Source organism: Candidatus Methylomirabilota bacterium, assembly GCA_035260325.1.
Taxonomy (GTDB): domain Bacteria; phylum Methylomirabilota; class Methylomirabilia; order Rokubacteriales; family CSP1-6; genus AR19.
This window is the reverse complement of record DATFVL010000144.1, coordinates 40,195-59,411: the sequence shown is the minus strand read 5'-3', so window position 1 is coordinate 59,411 and position 19,217 is coordinate 40,195. Positions and strand designations below refer to the sequence as shown.

The window sequence follows — 19,217 nt, the reverse complement described above, 5'->3', positions numbered from 1 at the left end:
CTTCGCCTACCAGGCGTCGCTCGCCATGGGCCCGGAGCCCGTCGCGTCGCGCGCGGCGGAGGCATTCGTCACCGAGTTCGGCGCGATCCCGTGCCGGATCACCGCGAGCTGCGTCTCCCCGGACGACTTCCCGCCGGCGGTCGTCACGATCTTCAGCGCGATGTTCCTGCACGGCGGGCTCCTCCACATCGCCGGCAACATGCTCTATCTGTGGATCTTCGGCGACAACGTCGAGGACTCGCTCGGTCACGGGCGCTTCCTTCTCTTCTATCTGCTGTCGGGAGTCGCCGCGGCGGGTGCCCAGACCCTCGTCGGGCCCAGGTCGTCCATCCCGATGATCGGTGCCAGCGGCGCCATCTCGGGGGTCCTCGGTGCCTACCTCGTCCTCTTTCCCTACGCTCGCGTGCTCGTGCTGCTGATCTTCGGCTTCTTCGTGCGCCTCGTGTACGTCCCCGCGGTGATCGTGCTCGGCTTCTGGATCGTGGTCCAGTTCATCAACGGGTTGGTCACCGTCGGCGCCGTGGCGAGCGGGGTTGCCGAGACGGGAGGAACGGCGTGGTTCGCCCACATCGGGGGGTTTCTCGCGGGAATCGTGCTGCTGTTTCTGCTGCGGCCGCGGCGGAGCGCTCGCCTATAATGAAGGACATGACGAAGCCGCCGGCGCGCGTGCGCATCGACCGTCTGCTCGTCGACCGCGGGCTCGTCGTGAGCCGCGAGCAGGCGGCCCGCCACATCCTGGCCGGCGAGGTCCTCGTGGACGGCAAGCGCGTGGACAAGGCCGGCGCGCTCGTTCCGTCCGGCGCGGACGTGGAGCTCCAGGGGCGCTCGCCGTACGTGAGCCGCGGCGGCGAGAAGCTGGCCCACGCGCTCGACGGCTTCCGAGTGAAGGTCGCCGGACGCGTCTGCATCGACGTGGGCGCCTCGACGGGCGGCTTCACCGACTGCCTCCTCCAGCGCGGGGCCGCGCGCGTCTTCGCCGTGGACGTCGGCACCGCCCAGCTCGACGCCAAGCTCCGCAAGGATCCGCGCGTCGTCGTCATGGAGCAGTCCAACGCGCGGGCGCTCGACCCCCGGATCTTCGGCGAGCAGCCGACGCTCGCGACGATCGACGTCTCGTTCATCTCGCTCGAGAAGATCCTGCCCGCGGTGTTCGGCGTCCTCGCGCCGCGCGGGGAGGTGGTGGCCCTCGTGAAGCCGCAGTTCGAGGTGGGCCGCGCGCACGTCGGCAAGGGCGGGGTGGTGCGCGACCCCGCGCTGCACCGGGCCTCGGTCCAGCGCCTAGCCCGCTACGCGGTGCTCCGGGGCTGGCACGTCCTCGGCGTGACCGCGTCGCCGCTGCGGGGTCCGAAGGGCAACCGAGAGTTTTTCCTGCACTGCTCCTCGCACGGCCGCACCGCCAGCGACCTCGAGTCCATGATCGACAAGAGCGTCGAGGCGCTTGCGTGAAGCGCGTCGGCATCGTCGCGAAGCCGGGCGCCACGGAGGCCCGCGGCGTCGTGACGGAGCTGCTCGCGTGGCTCGCGGCGCGCGGGCTCGCCGCCGTGCTCGAGAAGGAGACGGCGGCGCTCGTCCCGGCCGCCACGGTACCCTCGGTCGGCAAGGCCGAGCTCCCGGCGCAGGTGGACCTGCTCGTGGTGCTCGGCGGGGACGGCACGCTGCTCTCGATGGCGCGCGCGGTGGGCGACCTCGGCGTGCCGCTGCTCGGGGTGAATCTGGGCGGGCTCGGGTTCCTCACCGCGACGACCCTCGACGAGATGCTCCCCGCGCTCGAGGCGGTCCTCGCCGGGCGGATGGCGGTGGACGAGCGCATGATGCTCACCGTCCGCGTCCTGCGCGGCGGCCAGCGGCTGTGCGAGTACGCGGCGCTGAACGACGTCGTCATCACCAAGTCCGCGGTGAGCCGGATCATCGACCTCGCCGTCTCGGTCGAGGGCCAGCACGCGACCGCGTACCGCGCCGACGGACTCATCATCTCGACCCCGACGGGCTCGACCGCGTACAGCCTGTCGGCCGGCGGCCCGATCCTCTTCCCGACGATGGACGCGCTGGTGCTGACGCCGATCTGCTCGCACACGCTGACGAACCGGCCGATCGTCGTCCCGGGCGGCCTCCGCGTCGAGGTCACCCTGCTGGCCGACCAGGAGGTGATGGCCACGGTGGACGGCCAGCTCGGGGTGCACCTCAAGGTGCACGACACGGTGGAAGTCGTGAAGGGCGGCGCGCGCATCCGGCTCCTCCGCTTCCCGCAGAAGGGGTTCTTCTCCGTGCTCCGGACGAAGCTGAAGTGGGGGGAGCGGTAGCGGCGTATCGCCCCGGATACCGCTTGAGCGGTCCGGCCGACTGACCTAGCATCCATTCCGATGCTGCGCGAGCTGCGCATCCGGAACTTCGCCGTGATCGAGTCCGTCACGGCGCCGTTCGGCCCCGGCCTGAACGTCCTGAGCGGCGAGACCGGGGCCGGCAAGTCCATGCTGATCGACGCGATCCTCCTCGTGCGGGGCGCCCGCGCCCAGACCGACGTGATCCGCACCGACGCCGAGACCGCCACCGTGGAGGCGGTCTTCGACGCCGAGCCCCGCGGCCCGGTGGCGGACGTCCTGGACGAGGCGGGGCTGGCCCTCGAGGACGGCCAGCTCGTCGTGCGCCGCGAGCTCGCGCGCGGGGGCCGCCACCGGGCCTTCGTCAACGACTCGCCGGTGACCGTGGCGCTGCTCGAGCGGCTCGGCGACCACCTCGTCGAGGTCCACGGCCAGCACGAGCACCAGCGGCTCCTCGAGCCCGCGCGCCAGCTCGAGCTGCTCGATCGGTTCGCCGACGCCGAGGACCTCCGCGAGCGCGTCGCCTCCCTCGTCGCGAAGTACCGGGCGGCCCGCGAGGCGGTCGAGCGCACGCGCGCGGCGGAGCGGGACCGGGCGCAGCGCGAGGACCAGCTGCGCTTCCAGGTCTCCGAGCTCGATGGCGCCCGCCTCCGGCCCGGCGAGGAGGAGGAGCTGCGCGGGGAGCGGCGCCGCGCCCAGCACGCGGAGCGCCTGCTCGCCGGGATCGTCGAGGCCGCCGCGCTTTTGGCGGACGACGAGGGCTCGGCGGCGGCGCGCATCCATCGGGCCGCGCGGCTCCTCACCGACCTCGGGCGCCTCGACCCCGCCTTCACCGGGCCCGTGGAGACGCTCGACGCGGCCGCCATCCAGCTCGACGAGGCGCTCGCACGGATCAGGGCGCTCCGCGACGCCGTGAGCGTGGAGCCCGGGCGGCTCGAGGCGGTCGACGAGCGCCTGGACGCGCTGACGCGGCTCAAGCGCAAGTACGGCGACACGGAGCAGGCGATGCTTGCATTCCGCGACCGGGCGGCGGCCGAGCTCGACCGCCTCGGGCGTCACGAGGAGATCCTGGCGGAGCAGGAGCGGCTCCTGGCCGAGCTGCACGCCGAGCTCGCCGAGGCCGCCGACGAGCTCTCCGAGCGTCGCAGCGCCGCGGGCGAGCGCCTGGCGCCCCAGGTCGAGCGCGAGCTGCGCGCCCTCGGGATGGAGCGCGCGGTGTTCCGGATCGCCCTCGAGCGCGGTGCCCTGGACGATGTCTCGCCGCGCGGCCTCGACCGCGCGGAGTTCCGGCTCTCGACGAACCCGGGCGAGGAGCTCCGCCCGCTCGCGCGCGTGGCGTCCGGCGGCGAGCTCTCGCGCGCGATGCTCGCGCTCAAGACGGTGCTGGCCAAGGCCGACCGCGTGCCCACGATGGTCTTCGACGAGGTGGACGCGGGCATCGGCGGGCGGGTCGCCGCCGTGGTGGCGCAGAAGCTCGCCGGCGCCGCGGAGGGGCGACAGGTCCTCTGCGTGACCCACCTGGCGCCGATCGCGGCGCGCGCGCATCACCACCTGCGCGTCGCCAAGAGCGTGCGGGCGGGCCGCACCCGCGTGAGCGCCGAGCTCCTCGCGGGCGAGGCGCGCGTCGAGGAGGTCGCGCGGATGCTGGGCGGCGCGCGAGTCACGGACACCGCGCGCGGCCACGCGCGTGAGCTGCTCGGCGCCGCGAGCGGCGGGCGCTGAAATCGCTCCGGGCCACGCGCGTGTGCCATAATCAATCGAGATGATCGAGGCCGTCCTCCGGGCGATCTTCGGCACCAAGCACGAGCGCGACGTCAAGCGCATGCAGCCCGCGGTCCAGGCGATCAACGCGCTCGAGCCGGCGGCGCAGGCGCTCGACGCCGCCGGGCTGCGCGCGAGGTCCGACGAATTCCGCAAGCGCCTCACCGACGGCGAGCCGCTCGACGAGCTCCTGCCCGAGGCGTTCGCCGTCTGCCGCGAGGCCGCGCGACGGACCGTCCGGATGCGCCACTTCGACGTCCAGCTCATCGGCGGCATGGTGCTCCACGCCGGGAAGATCGCCGAGATGGCGACGGGCGAGGGCAAGACGCTCGTCGCGACGCTGCCCGCGTACCTCAACGGGCTCACCGGGCGCGGCGTCCACATCGTCACCGTCAACGACTACCTCGCCAAGCGCGACGCGCAGTGGATGGGGCCCATCTTCCACGCGCTCGGCCTCTCCGTCGGCGTGATCCAGCACGAGGCCTCCTTTTTGTACGACCCGGCCTACGTGAGCTCGGACGCCCGGCTGACCACGCTCCGGCCCTGCACGCGCCAGGAGGCGTACCGCGCCGACATCACGTACGGCACGAACAACGAGTTCGGCTTCGACTACCTCCGCGACAACATGCGCTTCACGCTCGACGAGCTCGTCCAGCGCGAGCTCCACTACGCGATCGTGGACGAGGTGGACTCGATCCTGATCGACGAGGCGCGGACGCCGCTGATCATCTCGGGGCCCGCCGACGAGTCGACGGACCTCTACTTCAAGATCGACCGTGTGATCCCGAAGCTCAAGCGCGCGGCCACGATCGTCGAGGGCAAGCTGTCCGAGATCGAGGAGCAGAAGGCGGGCGACTTCATCGTGGACGAGAAGGCGCGCGCCGTGGCGCTGACCGAGGAGGGGATCGCGACCTGCGAGCGGCTCCTCAACGTCGACAACCTCTACGACCCGAAGCACATCAACCTCCTCCACCACATCCAGCAGGCGCTCCGCGCCCACGCGCTGTTCCGGCGCGACGTGGATTACATGGTGAAGGACGGGCAGGTGCTCATCGTCGACGAGTTCACGGGGCGCCTGATGCCGGGCCGGCGGTGGTCGGACGGCCTCCACCAGGCGGTCGAGGCGAAGGAGGGCGTGCGGATCGAGCGCGAAAACCAGACGCTCGCGACGATCACCTTCCAGAACTACTTCCGCATGTACGAGAAGCTCGCGGGCATGACCGGCACGGCCGAGACGGAGGCCGAGGAGTTCGGGAAGATCTACAAGCTCGACGTCACCGTGATCCCGACGAACCGCACGCTCATCCGGCTCAACCACCCGGACGTCGTCTACAAGACCGAGCGCGAGAAGTTCAACGCGGTGACCGAAGACATCATCGAGCGGAGCGCGAAGGGTCAGCCGATCCTCGTCGGCACCGTCTCGATCGAGAAGTCCGAGCAGCTCTCGAAGCTCCTGAAGAAGCGCGGCGTCCGTCACGAGGTGCTGAACGCGAAGTACCACGAGCGCGAGGCCGAGATCGTCGCCCAGGCGGGCCGCGAGGGCGCGGTGACGATCGCCACGAACATGGCCGGGCGCGGCACCGACATCCTGCTCGGCGGCAATCCCGACTTCCTCGCGAAGGAGATCCTCCGGAAGAGAGGGCTCGAGCCGGTGACCGCGTCGGAGGCGGACCGGCGGACGGCGTTCGAGGAGGCGTCGCGCATCACGGAGCCCGAGCATGGGCGCGTGGTGGCCGTCGGCGGCCTGCACATCGTCGGCACCGAGCGCCACGAGGCGCGGCGCGTGGACAACCAGCTCCGCGGCCGCTCGGGCCGGCAGGGCGATCCGGGCTCGTCCCGGTTCTACCTCTCGCTCGAGGACGACCTGCTCAGGATCTTCGGCTCGCAGCGGATCCAGACGATCATGGAGCGGCTCGGCATGCAGGAGGGTGAGCCGATCGAGCACCGGCTCGTGACGCGCGCGATCGCGACGGCGCAGAAGCGCGTCGAGACGCACCACTACGAGATCCGCAAGCACCTCCTCGAGTACGACGACGTGATGAACAAACAGCGCGAGATCATCTACGGGATGCGGCGGCAGATCCTCGACGGCGAAAGCCAGGCGGACACCGTCGCGGACTGGATCGAGGACGTCGCGGTCGGCGCGCTCGACGCTTACGCGGCGCGGGATGCCCACTCCGAGGACTGGGACCTCGCGGCGCTCGGCGAGGCACTCTACCGCCAGTTCGACGTCCGCATCCCGCCCGCGCGCTACGCGGAGGTCACCTCCCGCGACGGGCTCGACGAGCTGGTCGCGGAAGCGGTGCGCGAACGTTACGCGGCCCGCGAGCGCGAGCTCGGGCCGGACCTGCTGCGGGCGCTCGAGCGCCACGAGATGATGATCGTCATCGACCAGCAATGGAAGGACCACCTGCTCTCCATCGACCACCTGAAGGAGGGGATCGGCCTCCGCGGCTACGGCCAGCGCGATCCGCTGACCGAGTACAAGAAGGAGGCGTTCGAGCTCTTCCAGGACATGGTCGAGCGCGTGAAAGCCGCCGTCGTCGAGCGCCTCTTCAAGGTCCAGGTCGTCCGCGACGCGCCGATGGAGCTTCCCGCGCTGACGGCGTGGGCCGACGCGCGGGAGTCCCGCGGCGAGATGCCGCAGGAGCCCGGCCGCGCCCCCGTGGGGGCGGCCCGCCCGCAGGCTCCGGTGCGGACCGCGGCGGGCGAGAAGGTCGGGCGCAACGATCCGTGCCCGTGCGGGTCGGGCAAGAAGTACAAGAAGTGCTGCTACCTGAAGCAGTAGTGGTCGGCGGCGGGACCCGCCTCAGAGAGCCGTCGCCGCGGCGACGAGGTGGAACCAGTTGTAGCGGCTGCGGAACACGTCGACGGAGAGCACGAATTCGGCGACGGTGAGCGCCGGCGCGAGAGCGATGACCACGACGAGGGGCCGTCGCGTCACGGCGCCGAGCCCCGCGAGATAGAGCGTCGCGAAGGGCACGAGCGTACCCCCGATCAACCGACCGTTGGAGAAGAACGGGTAGCCGGGTGAGGGGCGCATCGACTCGAGATCGCTGAACCGAAACACCACCGACAGCGCGAGGAGGACGCCCACGGCCGCGACGAAGCTGGCGAAGCCGAGGCCGAGGAGAGCACCTGCTGCGTGAGCTCGGGCGCGCCACGCTCTCGAGGCCGCCAGCGCGAGGAACAACGCGGAGGAGCCGGAACATCAGATGTCGAGAGCCGTGAACGACGTCGTCACGCCGTGCCACGGGTATTCGCCGCGCTAGTAGGTCGCCATCAGGTCGTGCCAGAAGGGCCGCGCGAGCGCACAGGAGAATCACGATCCCGCGCTCGTGCCGCACGCTTCACCCGTCCCCCGGAAACGCATCCCGGTCCGCGCCTCACCCTTCGCCCCGCCGGCGCCCCGCGTCCGCGCCACGATCATCGCGCCACCAGGGCGATCCGGAGCACTCGGGACCTGGGGTCACGCCCCGCGGCCGAGCCTCGACATCTGGGGTCCGGCCCCGGCCGGGCCCCCCAGCGCTGGTACAATTCTTTTGGGCGTAAGGCCTCGTACGTGCTACATAAACTTTATGCGCCTCGAATCGATCACCCTGCACGGGTTCAAGTCGTTCGGCGAGAAGACCGTGGTGAAAGTGCTGCCCGGGATCACGGGCGTCGTCGGGCCGAACGGCTGCGGGAAGAGCAACATCTCCGAGGCGGTGCGCTGGGCCCTCGGCGAGCAGAGCGCCAAGTCGCTGCGCGGACAGCGGATGGAGGACGTGATCTTCTACGGCTCCGCCTCGCGCAAGCCCGTCGGGCTCGCCGAGGTCGAGCTCATGTTCGGGAACGACGGCGTGCTCAGCGTGCCATGGACCGAGGTCGCGGTCGCCCGCCGCCTCTACCGGACGGGCGAGAGCGAGTATCTCCTCAACCGGAACCTCGCGCGCCTGCGGGACATCCTCGACCTCTTCGCCGGCACGGGCGCGAACCCCCGCGCCTACTCGGTGATGGACCAGGACAAGCTGAACCACGTCCTCACCGCCAAGCCCCACGAGCGCCGCATCTTCATCGAGGAGGCGGCGGGCGTCGCGCGCTACAAGCAGCAGCGGAACGAGACGCAGGGCAAGCTCGACGCCGCCCGCCAGAACCTCGTGCGCGTCCGGGACGTGATGGACGAGGTGAAGCGGCAGCTCGGCTCGCTCGAGCGCCAGGCGAAGAAGGCGCAACAGTACAAGGCGCTGCAGACCGAGAAGCGCGACCTGGCGCTGGCGCTCGCGGCGGCCGACTGGATGGCGCGCGTCGCCGAGGGCGAGCGGCTCGCGGGCGAGATCGGGCGGCTGCGCGACGAGGAGCAGGTTCTCCGGACGCGGAGCGCGGGGCTCGCCGCGCGGGAGGCGCGCCAGCGCGAGCTCCTCCAGGCGAGCGACCACCGGCTCGCCGACCTGCGGCAGTCGGTCCAGAAGGTCCAGGGCGAGCTCGAGCGGCTCCTCGAGCGCCGCGAGCAGATGGGCCTGCAGCTCCGCGAGCTCGCGGAGGAGGCGGTGCGGGTTGCCGAGGAGCTCCGGGTCACGGCGGAGCGGCGCGAGACGGTGCTGGCCGAGCGCGACGCCGGCCACGCGGGGCTCGCGGAGGCGACCCGCCAGGCGGAGGAGCGCGACCGGGCGGCGGACGACCTCGCGGGGCGCCTCGAGCGGCTTCGCGCGGCCCTCGCCTCCGAGCGCGACCGCGCCGAGGCGCTTCGACTCGAGCAGGCGCGGCTCGCCGGCGAGCGCGTCGACCTCATGCGCCAGGCAGGCGAGCTCCGCGAGCGCGAGGCGCAGCTCGGGCGTCGGGCCGAGCGCCTCGCCCAGGAGTTGACCGAGGTCGAGGCGGAGGCCGGACGGTTGCACGCGCAGCGCGCCCGCTTCGTCGAGGCGCACGACCTGGCCCAGACCGAGCTCGGCGCGCTCGAGGGCGAGCGCCGGCAGCTCGCCGCGCGCCTCGAGGGCGCGGCCCGGCGCCTCGCCGAGGCCGAGGGCGGGCTCGCGGACACGCGCCTCGCGCTCGCGGCCCGGCGGTCGAGCCTCGAGGCGCTGGCCGAGCTCGAGCGCCAGCGCGAGGGCTACGGCGCCGGCGTGCGCGCCGTCTTCGGCGAGGGGCGCGCCAGCGGTCTCGCGGGGGTGGTCGGCACGGTCGCGGACCTCCTGGAGGTTCCGCCGGGGATGGAGCGCGCGATCGAGGCGGCCCTGGGCGAGCGGGTCCAGTGGGTGGTCGTCGAGCGCTTCGCCGACGCCCGCGCCGCGGTCGACTATCTGCGCGAGCGCTCGCTCGGCGCCGCCACGTTCCTCCCGCTCGAGCACCTGCCGTCGCCCGCGGGCACGCCCGCCGACGAGTCGGGCGTGCGCTGGGCGGCGGGGAGCGTCGCCGCGCCCAGCGCGAGCTTGGTGCACCACCTCCTCGGGCCCGTCGCGATCGTCGAGCACCTGGACCGCGCGGAGGCCCTCTGGCGCCGCAACGGCGTGGTGGCGATCTACGTCACTCCCTCGGGCGAGGTCCTGGGGCCGACGGGCCGCCTGCACGGCGGCGGCGAGACCCCGGCGTCCGGAGTCCAGCATTCGCTGCTTGCGCGCAAGCGCCGGCTCCGCGAGCTCGACGACGAGGTGCGGCGGCTCGCGGCGGGCGAGGCTCAGGCGCAGACGGCCGTGGCGGCGCTCGCCGAAGAAGTCACGGCGGCCCGCGAGCACGCCGCGCGGCTCGACCAGGCGGTCCACACCCGTCGGGCGCAGTGTCTCGCGAGCGAGAAGGACCTGGAGCAGGCGGCGCGCGAGCACGAGCGCGTCCAGCGCCACCTCGAGACGGTCCGCGCGGAGTCGCGGCAGGTGGAGCTCGAGACGGAGGAAACCGCGCGGACGCTCGGCCAGCTGGGCCAGCGCGTCGAGCTCGCGCGCGAGGCCGAGGCGGCCCACGAGGCCGCGATGGCGCGGAGCCGCGCGGCGATCGACGCCGCGCAGGTGCAGGAGGCGACGCTCGGCGGCGAGCTCACGGCGTGCCGCGTGGAGCTCGCCGGGGCGACGGAGCGCGTGGACGCGCTCGGCCGCGAGCTCCAGCGCCTTGGCGACATGGAGCGCGACCTCGCCGAGCGGCTCGAGCAGGCCCGGCGGCGGCAGGGCCAGCTCCACGACCGGCGCGCCTGGCTCGCCGAGGAGCGCGAGCGCACGGACGCGGGCGCGCGCGACGTCGCGATCGAGCGCGACCGGATGGAGGGCGAGACGCGGCTCGCGGCCGAGCAGCACGAGCAGCTCGCCGCCGAGCTGCGCGGGCTGGAAGGCGAGACGCGCGGCGTCGAGGGCGCGATCGGGCGGCTGATCTCGAGCGTCCACGAGCTCGACCTGGCCGCGACCGAGTGCCGCATCCGCCGCGAGGAGCTCGGGCAGGACGCGTGGCGTGCCTACGGGGTCGACGAGGCCGGGCTCCGTGCGGGTCACGATCCGGCGCGTGACCTCACGGGCGTGCGCGAGCGCGTGGCGGAGCTCGAGGAGCGCCTCGCGGCCATCGGCCCGGTGAACCTCGTCGCCGACGACGAGTACCGCGAGCTCGACGAGCGTCTCACGTTCCTCCGGACCCAGCACGACGACCTCGTCGGGTCGATCAAGGACCTCGAGAAGGCGCTCCGCGGGATGACCCGGAGCGCGCAGGAGCGCTTCGCCCAGGCCTTCGAGGAGATCAACCGCCACTTCCAGGGGATCTTCGAGCGGCTGTTCGAGGGCGGGCGTGCCGAGCTGCGGCTCGTGGAGGCCGAAGAGGGCGGCGACCCGCTCGACACGGGCGTGGATCTGATGGCCCAGCCGCGCGGCAAGCGGCTGCAGTCCGTGACGCTCCTGTCCGGTGGCGAGCGTGCGCTCACCGGGCTCGCCCTGCTCTTCGCCATCTTCTACTTCAGACCGAGCCCCTTCTGCGTGCTGGACGAGGTGGATGCGCCGCTCGACGACGCCAACATCCACCGCTTCCTCAAAGTGCTCCGTGAGCTGACGAGCCAGACGCAGTTCCTCGTCATCACCCACAACCGCAAGACCATGGAAGCCGCCGACGTCCTGTACGGCGTCACCATGGAGGAGCCCGGGCTCTCCAAACTCGTGTCGGTCAACCTGAACGCTCAGTAAGTAGGTGAAGTCGCAGGGGAAATGAGCTAGACTCGGCGGCGTCAGGGCTATGCCGTCCGTCGGCTCCTATCTCCGTGAGCTGCGCACCCGGCGAGGGGTTTCCCTCGAGGAGATCTCCCGCTCCACCCGGGTCTTGACCAGCTACCTGGAGGCGCTTGAGGCCGACGACTTCGAAGCCCTCCCGGCCCCGGTCTTCACGAGGGGCTTCATCCGCGCGTACTGCCAGACGCTAGGCGTCGCGCCGGACGAAGCGTTCGCCATCTACGACGGCCGCGCCGTGGACGCGCCCGAGACCAAGACGACGCCAGAGCCCCACGCGCGCCCGGCGGGGGCGGCCGCCACCGCGGAAGCCGCCCGGCGCCGAGAGACGGCCGAGACCCGGAGCCGCAGCGCCGTGCTCGCAGGGTTCGTGCTGCTCGTCGTGCTCGGCGTCGCGCTGTTCACCGTCACGCTCTGGCTCCAGCCCGCGCGCGAGCCCCGAAGGGAGGAGCGCGCGGCCGCGCGCGCCCCGGAGCCCAGGCCCGCGCCCGACGTCGAAGCGCGGCCGGCCGCCGAGACACCCCGCCCGGTCCCGGCGCCCGCCATGCCCGGGCCTCCCGCCGGGGCCTCGACCGGGGCGCCGCCCCAGATCGCCGGCGTCACGTCGCTCTACCGGCTCGTGGCGCGGACCTCAGAGCTCACGTGGATCCGCGTGCGCACGCAGGACGGCCGCACGAGCGAGGAGAATATCCCCGCGGGCGAGACCCGCGAGTGGGTGTCCAACCGGCCGTTCATCCTCACGATCGGCAACGCCGGCGGCGTCGCGTTCGAGCTGAACGGGCGGCCCGTGCCCCGGCTCGGCCCGAGCGGCGCGGTGATCGAGCGGCTGGTCCTGCCCGCGGACGTCCCGTGACCTTCCTCTCCGGTCTGGGCGCGCGCCTGCGCGAGGGGCTCCGGCGCTCCCAGGAGTACCTGGCGGGCGGCCTCGGCGCGGTCCTGGCACCCGAGCGGCCGATCGACGAGACGCTCTACGCGGAGCTCGAGGAGCTCCTGATCGCGGCCGACCTGGGCGCCGCCCTCGCGGCCGACTTCACGAACCGCGCGCGCGAGGAGGTCATGTTCGGGACGGTCACCCGCGCGGACCAGCTGCGCCCGCTGTTCCGCCGCTTTCTCCTCGACACGCTCGCCGCGGCGGCCCAGCCCCTGAGCCTCGACCACCGGCCGGCCGTCGTCCTCATGCTCGGCGTGAACGGCGCGGGCAAGACGACGACGGCGGCGAAGCTCGCCGCCGCGCTCAAGGGCTCCGGGAGGCACGTCCTCCTGGCGGCGGCCGACACGTTCCGCGCCGCCGCGATCGAGCAGCTCGAGCGCTGGGGCGAGCGCATCGGTGTCGAAGTGATCCACCAGGCCGCGGGCTCCGACCCCGCGGCGGTCGTCTTCGACGCGGTGAAGGCGGCGGCGGCGCGCGGCGCCGACGCGCTCATCGTGGACACCGCGGGACGCCTCCACACGAAGTCGAATCTCATGGAGGAGCTCGCGAAGCTCAAGCGCGTCATCGCGCGCCAGCTGCCGGGGGCGCCCCACGAGTCGCTGATGGTGCTGGATGCGCCGACGGGGCAGAACGGCTTTGCCCAGGCCCGCGTGTTCCACGAGGCGATCGGGCTCTCGGGCGTGGCGCTGACGAAGCTCGACGGCACCGCCAAGGGCGGGATCGTCGTCCGGATCGTCCGCGAGCTCCGGATCCCGGTCAAGCTGATCGGCGTCGGCGAGCGCGTCGAGGACCTCCAGACCTTCGAGGCCGAGGCCTTCGTGGACGAGCTGGTGCCGCCGTCGTGAGCGCGCCCGACGAGCGCTTCATGCGGCGCGCACTCGAGCTCGCCGAGCGCGGCCGCGGGCTCACGTCGCCGAACCCGATGGTCGGCGCCGTCGTCGTGACCCCGTCGGGAGAGATCGCCGGCGAGGGCGTCCACCTGCGCGCCGGAGGCCCACATGCCGAGGTCGAGGCGCTTGCCGCGGCGGGCCCACGGGCGCGCGGCGCCACACTCTACGTCACGCTCGAGCCGTGCGCCCACCGGGGGCGGACGCCCCCGTGCGCGTCGGCGGTCGTCGAGGCCGCGATCGCGCGCGTGGTGGCGGCGATCGGCGACCCGAACCCGCTCGTCGCGGGGCGGGGCTTCGAGATCCTCCGCGGCGCGGGGATCGAGGTCGTGTACGGGGTGCTCGCGGCGGAGGCGACGAGCCAGAACCGCGTGTTCCTCACCGCCGTGACCGAGCGCCGGCCGCACGTGACGCTCAAGGCGGGGATGACCCTCGACGGGAAGATCGCCGACGCCTCGGGGGCCTCGCGCTGGATCTCGGGTGAGCCGGCGCGCGCCCACGCCCACCGGCTCCGCAGCGAGGCCGACGCGATCGTCGTCGGCGTCACGACCGTCCTCCGCGACGACCCGGAGCTCACGGTGCGCCTGGCGCGTCCCTGGCCCCGCGAGCCCTACCGGGTCGTGCTCGACACCGGCGCCCGCACGCCCCCCGGGGCTCGACTGATCCGCGCCGGCGACCCGCGCCGCGTCCTCATCGCCGTGGGCGGGGGCGCGCCCGCCGAAGCGCGCGAGCGCCTCGCCGCGACCGGCGCGACGGTCGTGCCGTGTCCGACGCGGGACGGCCGTGTGGATCCGGGCGCGCTCCTCGCCGAACTCTACGCGCGGGACGTGCGCGGCGTGCTCGTCGAGGGGGGCGGCGAGGTCCACGCCGGGTTCCTCGACGCCGGCCTCGTGGACCGCGTGGCCTTCTTCGTCGCGCCCCTCCTCCTCGGCGGGCGGACCGCGCCGACCGCGATCGGCGGCGCCGGACGCGAGCTGAAGGGCGGCGTGCGGCTCGGGGCGCTCGCCGTCACGCGGCTCGGCGACGACCTCCTGGTCGAGGCCGACGTGGTCCGCGAGACGCGGGGCGCCTAGGATGTTCACGGGAATCGTCGAGGAGCTGGGGACGGTGGCGGCGCCGGCCCGCGGCGGGCCGGTCGCCCGGCTCGAGGTGCAGGCGAAGACGACGCTCGAGGACACGGCCGTCGGCGGGAGCCTCTCGGTCAACGGCGCCTGCCTCACGATCGTCGAGCGCCGGCCCGACGGGTTCGTGTTCGAGCTCGGTCCCGAGACCCTCGCGCGCACGACGCTGGGCCGCCTCCGCGCGGGCGAGCCGGTCAACCTCGAGCGCCCGCTCCGCTTCGGGGGCGCGCTGGGCGGCCACCTCGTCCTCGGCCACGTGGACGGCGTCGGAACCGTGGAGGAGGCAAGGCGTGTAGAATCGACCACACGGGTGCGCGTCGCGCTGCCCGGCCGGGAGCTCGAGCCGCTGCTGATCCCGCAGGGGTCGGTGGCGGTGGACGGGGTGAGCCTGACGGTCGCCGCCCTCGGCGACTGCTGGTTCGAGGTGATGCTCATCCCGCACACGCTCGCCGTGACGTCGCTCGGGCGGCTGGCGTCCGGGCAGGCGGTGAACATCGAGGCCGACGTGATCGGCAAGTACCTGGTGCGATCGCTCGCCCTCAGGGGGACGACATGACCGAGTTCTCGAAAGCCGAGGAGGGCATCGAGGAGATCCGGCAGGGGCGCATCCTGCTCGTGGTCGACGACGAGGACCGCGAGAACGAGGGCGACCTCGTGATGGCCGCGGACAAGGTGACGCCCGAGGCGGTGAACTTCATGGCCAAGTATGGCCGTGGCCTCATCTGCGTGCCGATGACGGGCGAGCGGCTCGACGAGCTGAAGATCTCGATGATGGTCTCCGACAACACCGCGCCCATGGGCACGGCCTTCACCGTCACCGTGGACGCGCGGCGCGGCGTCACGACGGGCACGTCGGCGTACGACCGGGCGGTGACGATCCGCACGCTGGTCGATCCGCAGATGAGCGCCGAGGATCTGACGCGCCCGGGCCACGTCCTGCCGCTCCGGGCGATGCCGGGCGGGGTGCTCCGGCGGGCGGGTCACACCGAGGCGGCGGTGGACCTGGCCCGCCTGGCCGGCTGCTCGCCGGCGGGCGTGATCTGCGAGGTGCTCGACGAGGACGGGGGCATGGCGCGCGTGCCGCAACTCGTGGAGCTCGCGGAAGCGCACGGCTTCAAGATGATCACGATCAAGGAGCTCATCGAGTACCGGATCGTGAAGGAAAAGCTGGTCCGGCGGATCGCGACCACCAAGCTGCCGACAGACTTCGGCGACTTCACCACGATCGCCTACGACACGACGGTGGACGCGCGGGTGCCGGTGGCGCTCGTGATGGGGCAGGTGGCGGGCGACGAGCCGGTGCTGGTCCGCGTCCACTCCGAGTGCCTGTTCGGCGACGCCTTCCACTCGCGGCGCTGCGACTGCGGGCAGCAGCTCGAGAAGGCGCTGGCGATCATCCAGGCCGAGGGCCGGGGCGTGTTCGTCTACATGCGGCAGGAGGGCCGGGGGATCGGCCTCGTGAACAAGATCCGCGCCTACGAGCTGCAGGATCAGGGCAAGGACACCGTCGAGGCGAACCAGGCGCTCGGCTTCAAGCCCGACCTGCGCGATTACGGCATCGGCGCCCAGATCCTCGTCGACCTCGGTGTGAAGAACCTCCGGCTCCTCACCAACAACCCGAAGAAGATCGTCGGCCTCGAGGGTTACGGCCTGCACATCGCCGAGCGCGTGCCGATCGAGACCCCGGCGACCGAGGCCAACCGGAAGTACTTGAGCACGAAGCGCGACAAGCTCGGCCATCTCCTGTCCTCGCTCCCCGACTGAGATGGCCGGCCGCGCGCCTGAGGCGCGCCGCCCCCGCGCGGCGCGGCGCTCGCAGCGGTTCGCGATCGTCGCGGCCCGCTTCAACGAGCGCATCACCAAGCGCCTCGTGGACGGCGCCCGCTCGGCCTTCGCCGAGGCCGGGTTCGACACCGAGCGCGTGGAGGTCCACTGGGTGCCCGGCTCCTTCGAGCTGCCCCAGGCGGCGTCGCTCCTGGCCGCGACGCGGCGTTACGCGGGCATCGTCTGCGTGGGCGTGGTCATCCGCGGCCAGACGCCGCACTTCGAGCACATCGCGCGCGAGGCGGCCGCGGGGATCCGCCAGGTCGCCCTGTCCACCGGCGTCCCGGCGACGTTCGGCGTGATCACGGCGCTGAGCGAGGAGCAGGCGTGGGACCGCGCCGGCGGCGAGGTCGGCAACCGCGGCGAGGAAGCCGCGGCGGCCGCGCTCGAAATGGCCAAGTGGATCGAGGATGTCCGTCGGAATCGGGCGGGTCGGAGCCCCGTGCTCCGCGGGAAGTCCGCGGGAGCGGAGCCCCGTGCGCCTCTTTCGGGCCACCCTCGGCCGCCGCGGGCTCGCGGCCCCCGCAACAACTAATGGGCAAGCGCCGGAAGGCCCGCGAGATCGCCCTCCAGTTCCTCTACGAGCTGGACCTCCACGCCGAGCACGACCCGGCGGCGCGCGAGCGCGACTTCTGGGCACGGCACCCGCTCGCGGCGGGCGGGCGCGCCTTCGCGGAGGCGCTCGTCCGCGGCACCAAGGTCAACCAGGCGAAGATCGACCAGACGATCGTGCAGTGCACGGAGCACTGGGACCTCGACCGGATGGCCGTCGTGGACCGGAACATCCTGCGCCTCGCGGTCTACGAGCTCCTGTGGAGCCCCGAGGTGCCGCCGAAGGTGGCGATCAACGAGGCGATCGAGATCGCGAAGAAGTTCGGGACGAAGGAGTCGGGCCGCTTCATCAACGGCGTCCTCGACAGGATCCATCGCGACCTCCGTCCCACGGCCTGACCCGGGCGCCATGCGATACGCCGTCCTCTCGGACATCCACGGCAACCTCGAGGCCCTCGACGCGGTGCTGGCCGACGCCGCCGACCGGGCCGACGCGCTCCTCTGTCTCGGGGACGTGGTCGGCTACGGCGCCGACCCGCTCGCATGCGTCGAGCGTGTCGCGGGGCGCGCCGCGGCGACCATCGCCGGGAACCACGAGCACGGGGTCGTGGGCCTCCTCGACCTCGAGTGGTTCAATCCCTACGCGCGGGCGGCGGCCGAGTGGACCCGAGAGCGGCTCGACGACGACCACCTACGCTACCTCGCCGCGCTGCCGCTCACCGCCGAGGTGGCCGACGCGACGCTCGCGCACGCGTCGCCGCGTCATCCGGAGGAGTGGGACTACCTGCTCTCGGCCGAAGACGGCTTCGACGCGTTCCCCGCTTTCGCGACACGCCTCTGCTTCGTCGGTCACACCCACGTCCCGGGCGTCTGGTCCCTCGGCTCCTCGGGCCCCGAGTACCTGGTAGGGGCGATCGAGCTCCGGCTCGAGCACGGCCGCCGCTACCTCGTGAACGTCGGGAGCGTCGGCCAGCCGCGCGACCGCGACCCGCGCGCCGCTTACGCGCTGTGGGACGTCGAGCGCGGCCGGCTCGAGATCCGGCGCGTGCCGTACGAGGTCGAGCGGGCGCAGCGGAAGATCCTCACCGGGGGGTTGCCCCGTCTGTTGTCGGACCGCCTCGCGAGGGGCGCCTGAACCGGTTCCGCGCGCTGCGCGAGCAGCTGGCGCTGGCCGCCCTGCTCGCGGGGAGCGCCCTCGGCCTCGCCCTCGCGTTCCCGCGGACCGACTGGGACGGGGTGGCGTGGGTGGCCGTGGTGCCAGTCATCGCGATGGCGCTGGCCCGCCCGCCGGGCGTGGCGCTCGCCTGGGGATGGCTCTTCGGGCTGGTCTTCTTCCTGGTGCTCCTCCGCTGGCTCGACTTCACCTTCCAGGTCTACAGCGCGATTCCGTGGCCGCTCACCTGGGGACCGATCGGCCTCCTCGCCGCGTACTGCGGTCTGTACGTGGGCATCTTCGCCTGGGCCGTTTCCTGGATCGGCCGGCGGCGCTCGCCGACGCTGGCGCTGGCGGCCTCGCCCTTCCTCTGGGTGGCGGCCGAGTGGGTGCGCGGGCGCCTCATGGGCGGGTTCCCGTGGGGCGAGCTCGGCTACTCGCAGTATCTCCGTCTGCCGGTCATCCAGATCGCCGAGCTCGGCGGGGTGCACGCGGTGTCGTTCGTCCTGCTCTCGGTGAACGCGGCGCTCACCGGGTGCCTCGCGCTGGCCTGGCGCCGCGCACTGGTGGGTCTGGGCGTCGGCGCGGCGCTCGTGAGCGCGGCCCTCGGCTTCGGGATGAGCCGGCTCGCCGAGCCGAGCCCGCCGGGCGAGGTCCGGGTCGCGCTGATCCAGCCGTCGATCGCCCAGCCGCTGAAGGCGGACCCGGGCTACGCCGCGACGACGCTCGGTATCGCGACCTCGCTCACCCGCCGCGTGGGCACCGAGCACCCCGACCTGATCGTCTGGCCCGAGACCTCGCTACCCGCCGTGCTCCGGCGGGAGCCGCGGATGCTCGCGGGCCTCCAGGCGCTCTCCCGTGAGCTCCGAGCCCCCATTCTGGTCGGGACGATCGACGTTGACGAAACGTCTCCGCCAAGGCTCTACAACACTGCGTTTTTCTTGACGGAGCGAGGCATCGCCGGACGCTATGATAAGATTCATCTCGTCCCGTTCGGAGAGTACGTGCCGTTGTCCACGGTCATCGGCTTCGTGCGAGGCTGGGCCGAGTTCATCGCCGACCTCGAGCCCGGCGCCCGCGCCGTGGTATTCCCTGGGCCGCCGGCGCCGCTCGGTGTCGTAATCTGTTACGAAGGAATCTTCCCGGAGCTCATGCGCGAGTTCGTGAGGGGCGGAGCGCGGCTGATGGTGAACATGACGAACGACGCGTGGTTCGGCCGAACGGACGGCCCGTGGCAGCACCTCGCCATGTATCCGTTCCGTGCGGTCGAGCACCGCACCGCCGTCGTCCGAGCGGCGAACACCGGCGTGTCGGCGGTCATCGCGCCGAGCGGCCAGATCATCCGGCGGCTCACGCTCTTCCGGCGCGGCGCGGTGTCGGAGCCCGTCCCGCTGCGGTCCCGGCTGACGCTCTACACCCGCTTCGGCGAGTGGCTCGCGTACCTGTCGCTCGCCGTCTCCGCGGGTGCGCTCGGCGCCGCGGCGCGCCGTCGGAGCGCCTAGTC

16 protein-coding genes are annotated in these 19,217 nt (G+C 72.8%); 15 read left to right on the top strand and 1 reads right to left on the bottom strand.

What is annotated here, in order from left to right; all coding sequences use genetic code 11:
* The 5 genes from VKG64_09830 to secA form a co-directional block, all read left to right on the top strand.
* Positions 1-637: rhomboid family intramembrane serine protease (locus VKG64_09830; protein ID HKB25340.1), on the top strand; the 637-nt coding region annotated here is incomplete at its 5' end.
* On the top strand, positions 637-1,446 hold the full coding sequence (locus tag VKG64_09825) for a TlyA family RNA methyltransferase (GenBank protein HKB25339.1): 810 nt from the start codon (positions 637-639) through the stop codon (positions 1,444-1,446). The genes VKG64_09830 and VKG64_09825, both read left to right, overlap by 1 nt.
* Complete coding sequence (locus tag VKG64_09820; protein HKB25338.1) at positions 1,443-2,300, top strand: NAD(+)/NADH kinase; 858 nt, start codon at positions 1,443-1,445, stop codon at positions 2,298-2,300. The genes VKG64_09825 and VKG64_09820 overlap by 4 nt, the downstream gene beginning before the upstream one ends.
* Positions 2,301-2,360: 60 nt before the next feature.
* A complete protein-coding gene (recN, locus tag VKG64_09815) occupies positions 2,361-4,040 on the top strand; it encodes a DNA repair protein RecN (protein HKB25337.1) in 1,680 nt (559 codons plus the stop codon).
* Between the two features lie 40 nt (positions 4,041-4,080).
* Positions 4,081-6,867 carry a preprotein translocase subunit SecA gene (gene secA, locus VKG64_09810; protein HKB25336.1) on the top strand — a complete coding sequence of 929 codons (2,787 nt, stop codon included), beginning with the start codon at positions 4,081-4,083 and terminating at the stop codon, positions 6,865-6,867.
* Between the two features lie 21 nt (positions 6,868-6,888).
* On the opposite strand, the gene VKG64_09805 is transcribed toward secA, so the two are convergent.
* A complete protein-coding gene (locus VKG64_09805) occupies positions 6,889-7,176 on the bottom strand; it encodes a hypothetical protein (protein ID HKB25335.1) in 288 nt (95 codons plus the stop codon).
* Positions 7,177-7,657: 481 nt separating this feature from the next.
* Between VKG64_09805 and smc the strand changes: the two genes are divergently transcribed.
* The 10 genes from smc to lnt are packed head-to-tail and all read left to right on the top strand — an operon-like array spanning position 7,658 to position 19,215.
* Entirely contained in the window at positions 7,658-11,206 is a 3,549-nt protein-coding gene (gene smc, locus VKG64_09800; GenBank protein HKB25334.1) for a chromosome segregation protein SMC, read from the top strand.
* Between the two features lie 49 nt (positions 11,207-11,255).
* Positions 11,256-12,098, top strand: a complete 843-nt coding sequence (locus VKG64_09795; GenBank protein HKB25333.1) for a helix-turn-helix domain-containing protein — start codon at positions 11,256-11,258, stop codon at positions 12,096-12,098.
* Positions 12,095-13,021, top strand: a complete 927-nt coding sequence (gene ftsY, locus VKG64_09790; GenBank protein ID HKB25332.1) for a signal recognition particle-docking protein FtsY — start codon at positions 12,095-12,097, stop codon at positions 13,019-13,021. Before VKG64_09795 ends, ftsY begins: the two co-directional genes overlap by 4 nt.
* On the top strand, positions 13,018-14,136 hold the full coding sequence (gene ribD, locus VKG64_09785; GenBank protein ID HKB25331.1) for a bifunctional diaminohydroxyphosphoribosylaminopyrimidine deaminase/5-amino-6-(5-phosphoribosylamino)uracil reductase RibD: 1,119 nt from the start codon (positions 13,018-13,020) through the stop codon (positions 14,134-14,136). The genes ftsY and ribD overlap by 4 nt, the downstream gene beginning before the upstream one ends.
* A gap of 1 nt (position 14,137) precedes the next feature.
* On the top strand, positions 14,138-14,740 hold the full coding sequence (locus tag VKG64_09780) for a riboflavin synthase (GenBank protein HKB25330.1): 603 nt from the start codon (positions 14,138-14,140) through the stop codon (positions 14,738-14,740).
* Positions 14,737-15,948, top strand: a complete 1,212-nt coding sequence (locus tag VKG64_09775) for a bifunctional 3,4-dihydroxy-2-butanone-4-phosphate synthase/GTP cyclohydrolase II (GenBank protein HKB25329.1) — start codon at positions 14,737-14,739, stop codon at positions 15,946-15,948. The genes VKG64_09780 and VKG64_09775 overlap by 4 nt, the downstream gene beginning before the upstream one ends.
* 1 nt (position 15,949) lies before the next feature.
* Complete coding sequence (gene ribH / locus VKG64_09770; protein HKB25328.1) at positions 15,950-16,543, top strand: 6,7-dimethyl-8-ribityllumazine synthase; 594 nt, start codon at positions 15,950-15,952, stop codon at positions 16,541-16,543.
* Entirely contained in the window at positions 16,543-16,959 is a 417-nt protein-coding gene (gene nusB, locus VKG64_09765; protein HKB25327.1) for a transcription antitermination factor NusB, read from the top strand. The genes ribH and nusB overlap by 1 nt, the downstream gene beginning before the upstream one ends.
* A 10-nt stretch (positions 16,960-16,969) precedes the next feature.
* Complete coding sequence (locus VKG64_09760) at positions 16,970-17,695, top strand: metallophosphoesterase family protein (GenBank protein ID HKB25326.1); 726 nt, start codon at positions 16,970-16,972, stop codon at positions 17,693-17,695.
* Positions 17,692-19,215, top strand: a complete 1,524-nt coding sequence (gene lnt, locus VKG64_09755; protein ID HKB25325.1) for an apolipoprotein N-acyltransferase — start codon at positions 17,692-17,694, stop codon at positions 19,213-19,215. Before VKG64_09760 ends, lnt begins: the two co-directional genes overlap by 4 nt.
* The last annotated feature ends 2 nt before the right edge of the window (positions 19,216-19,217 follow it).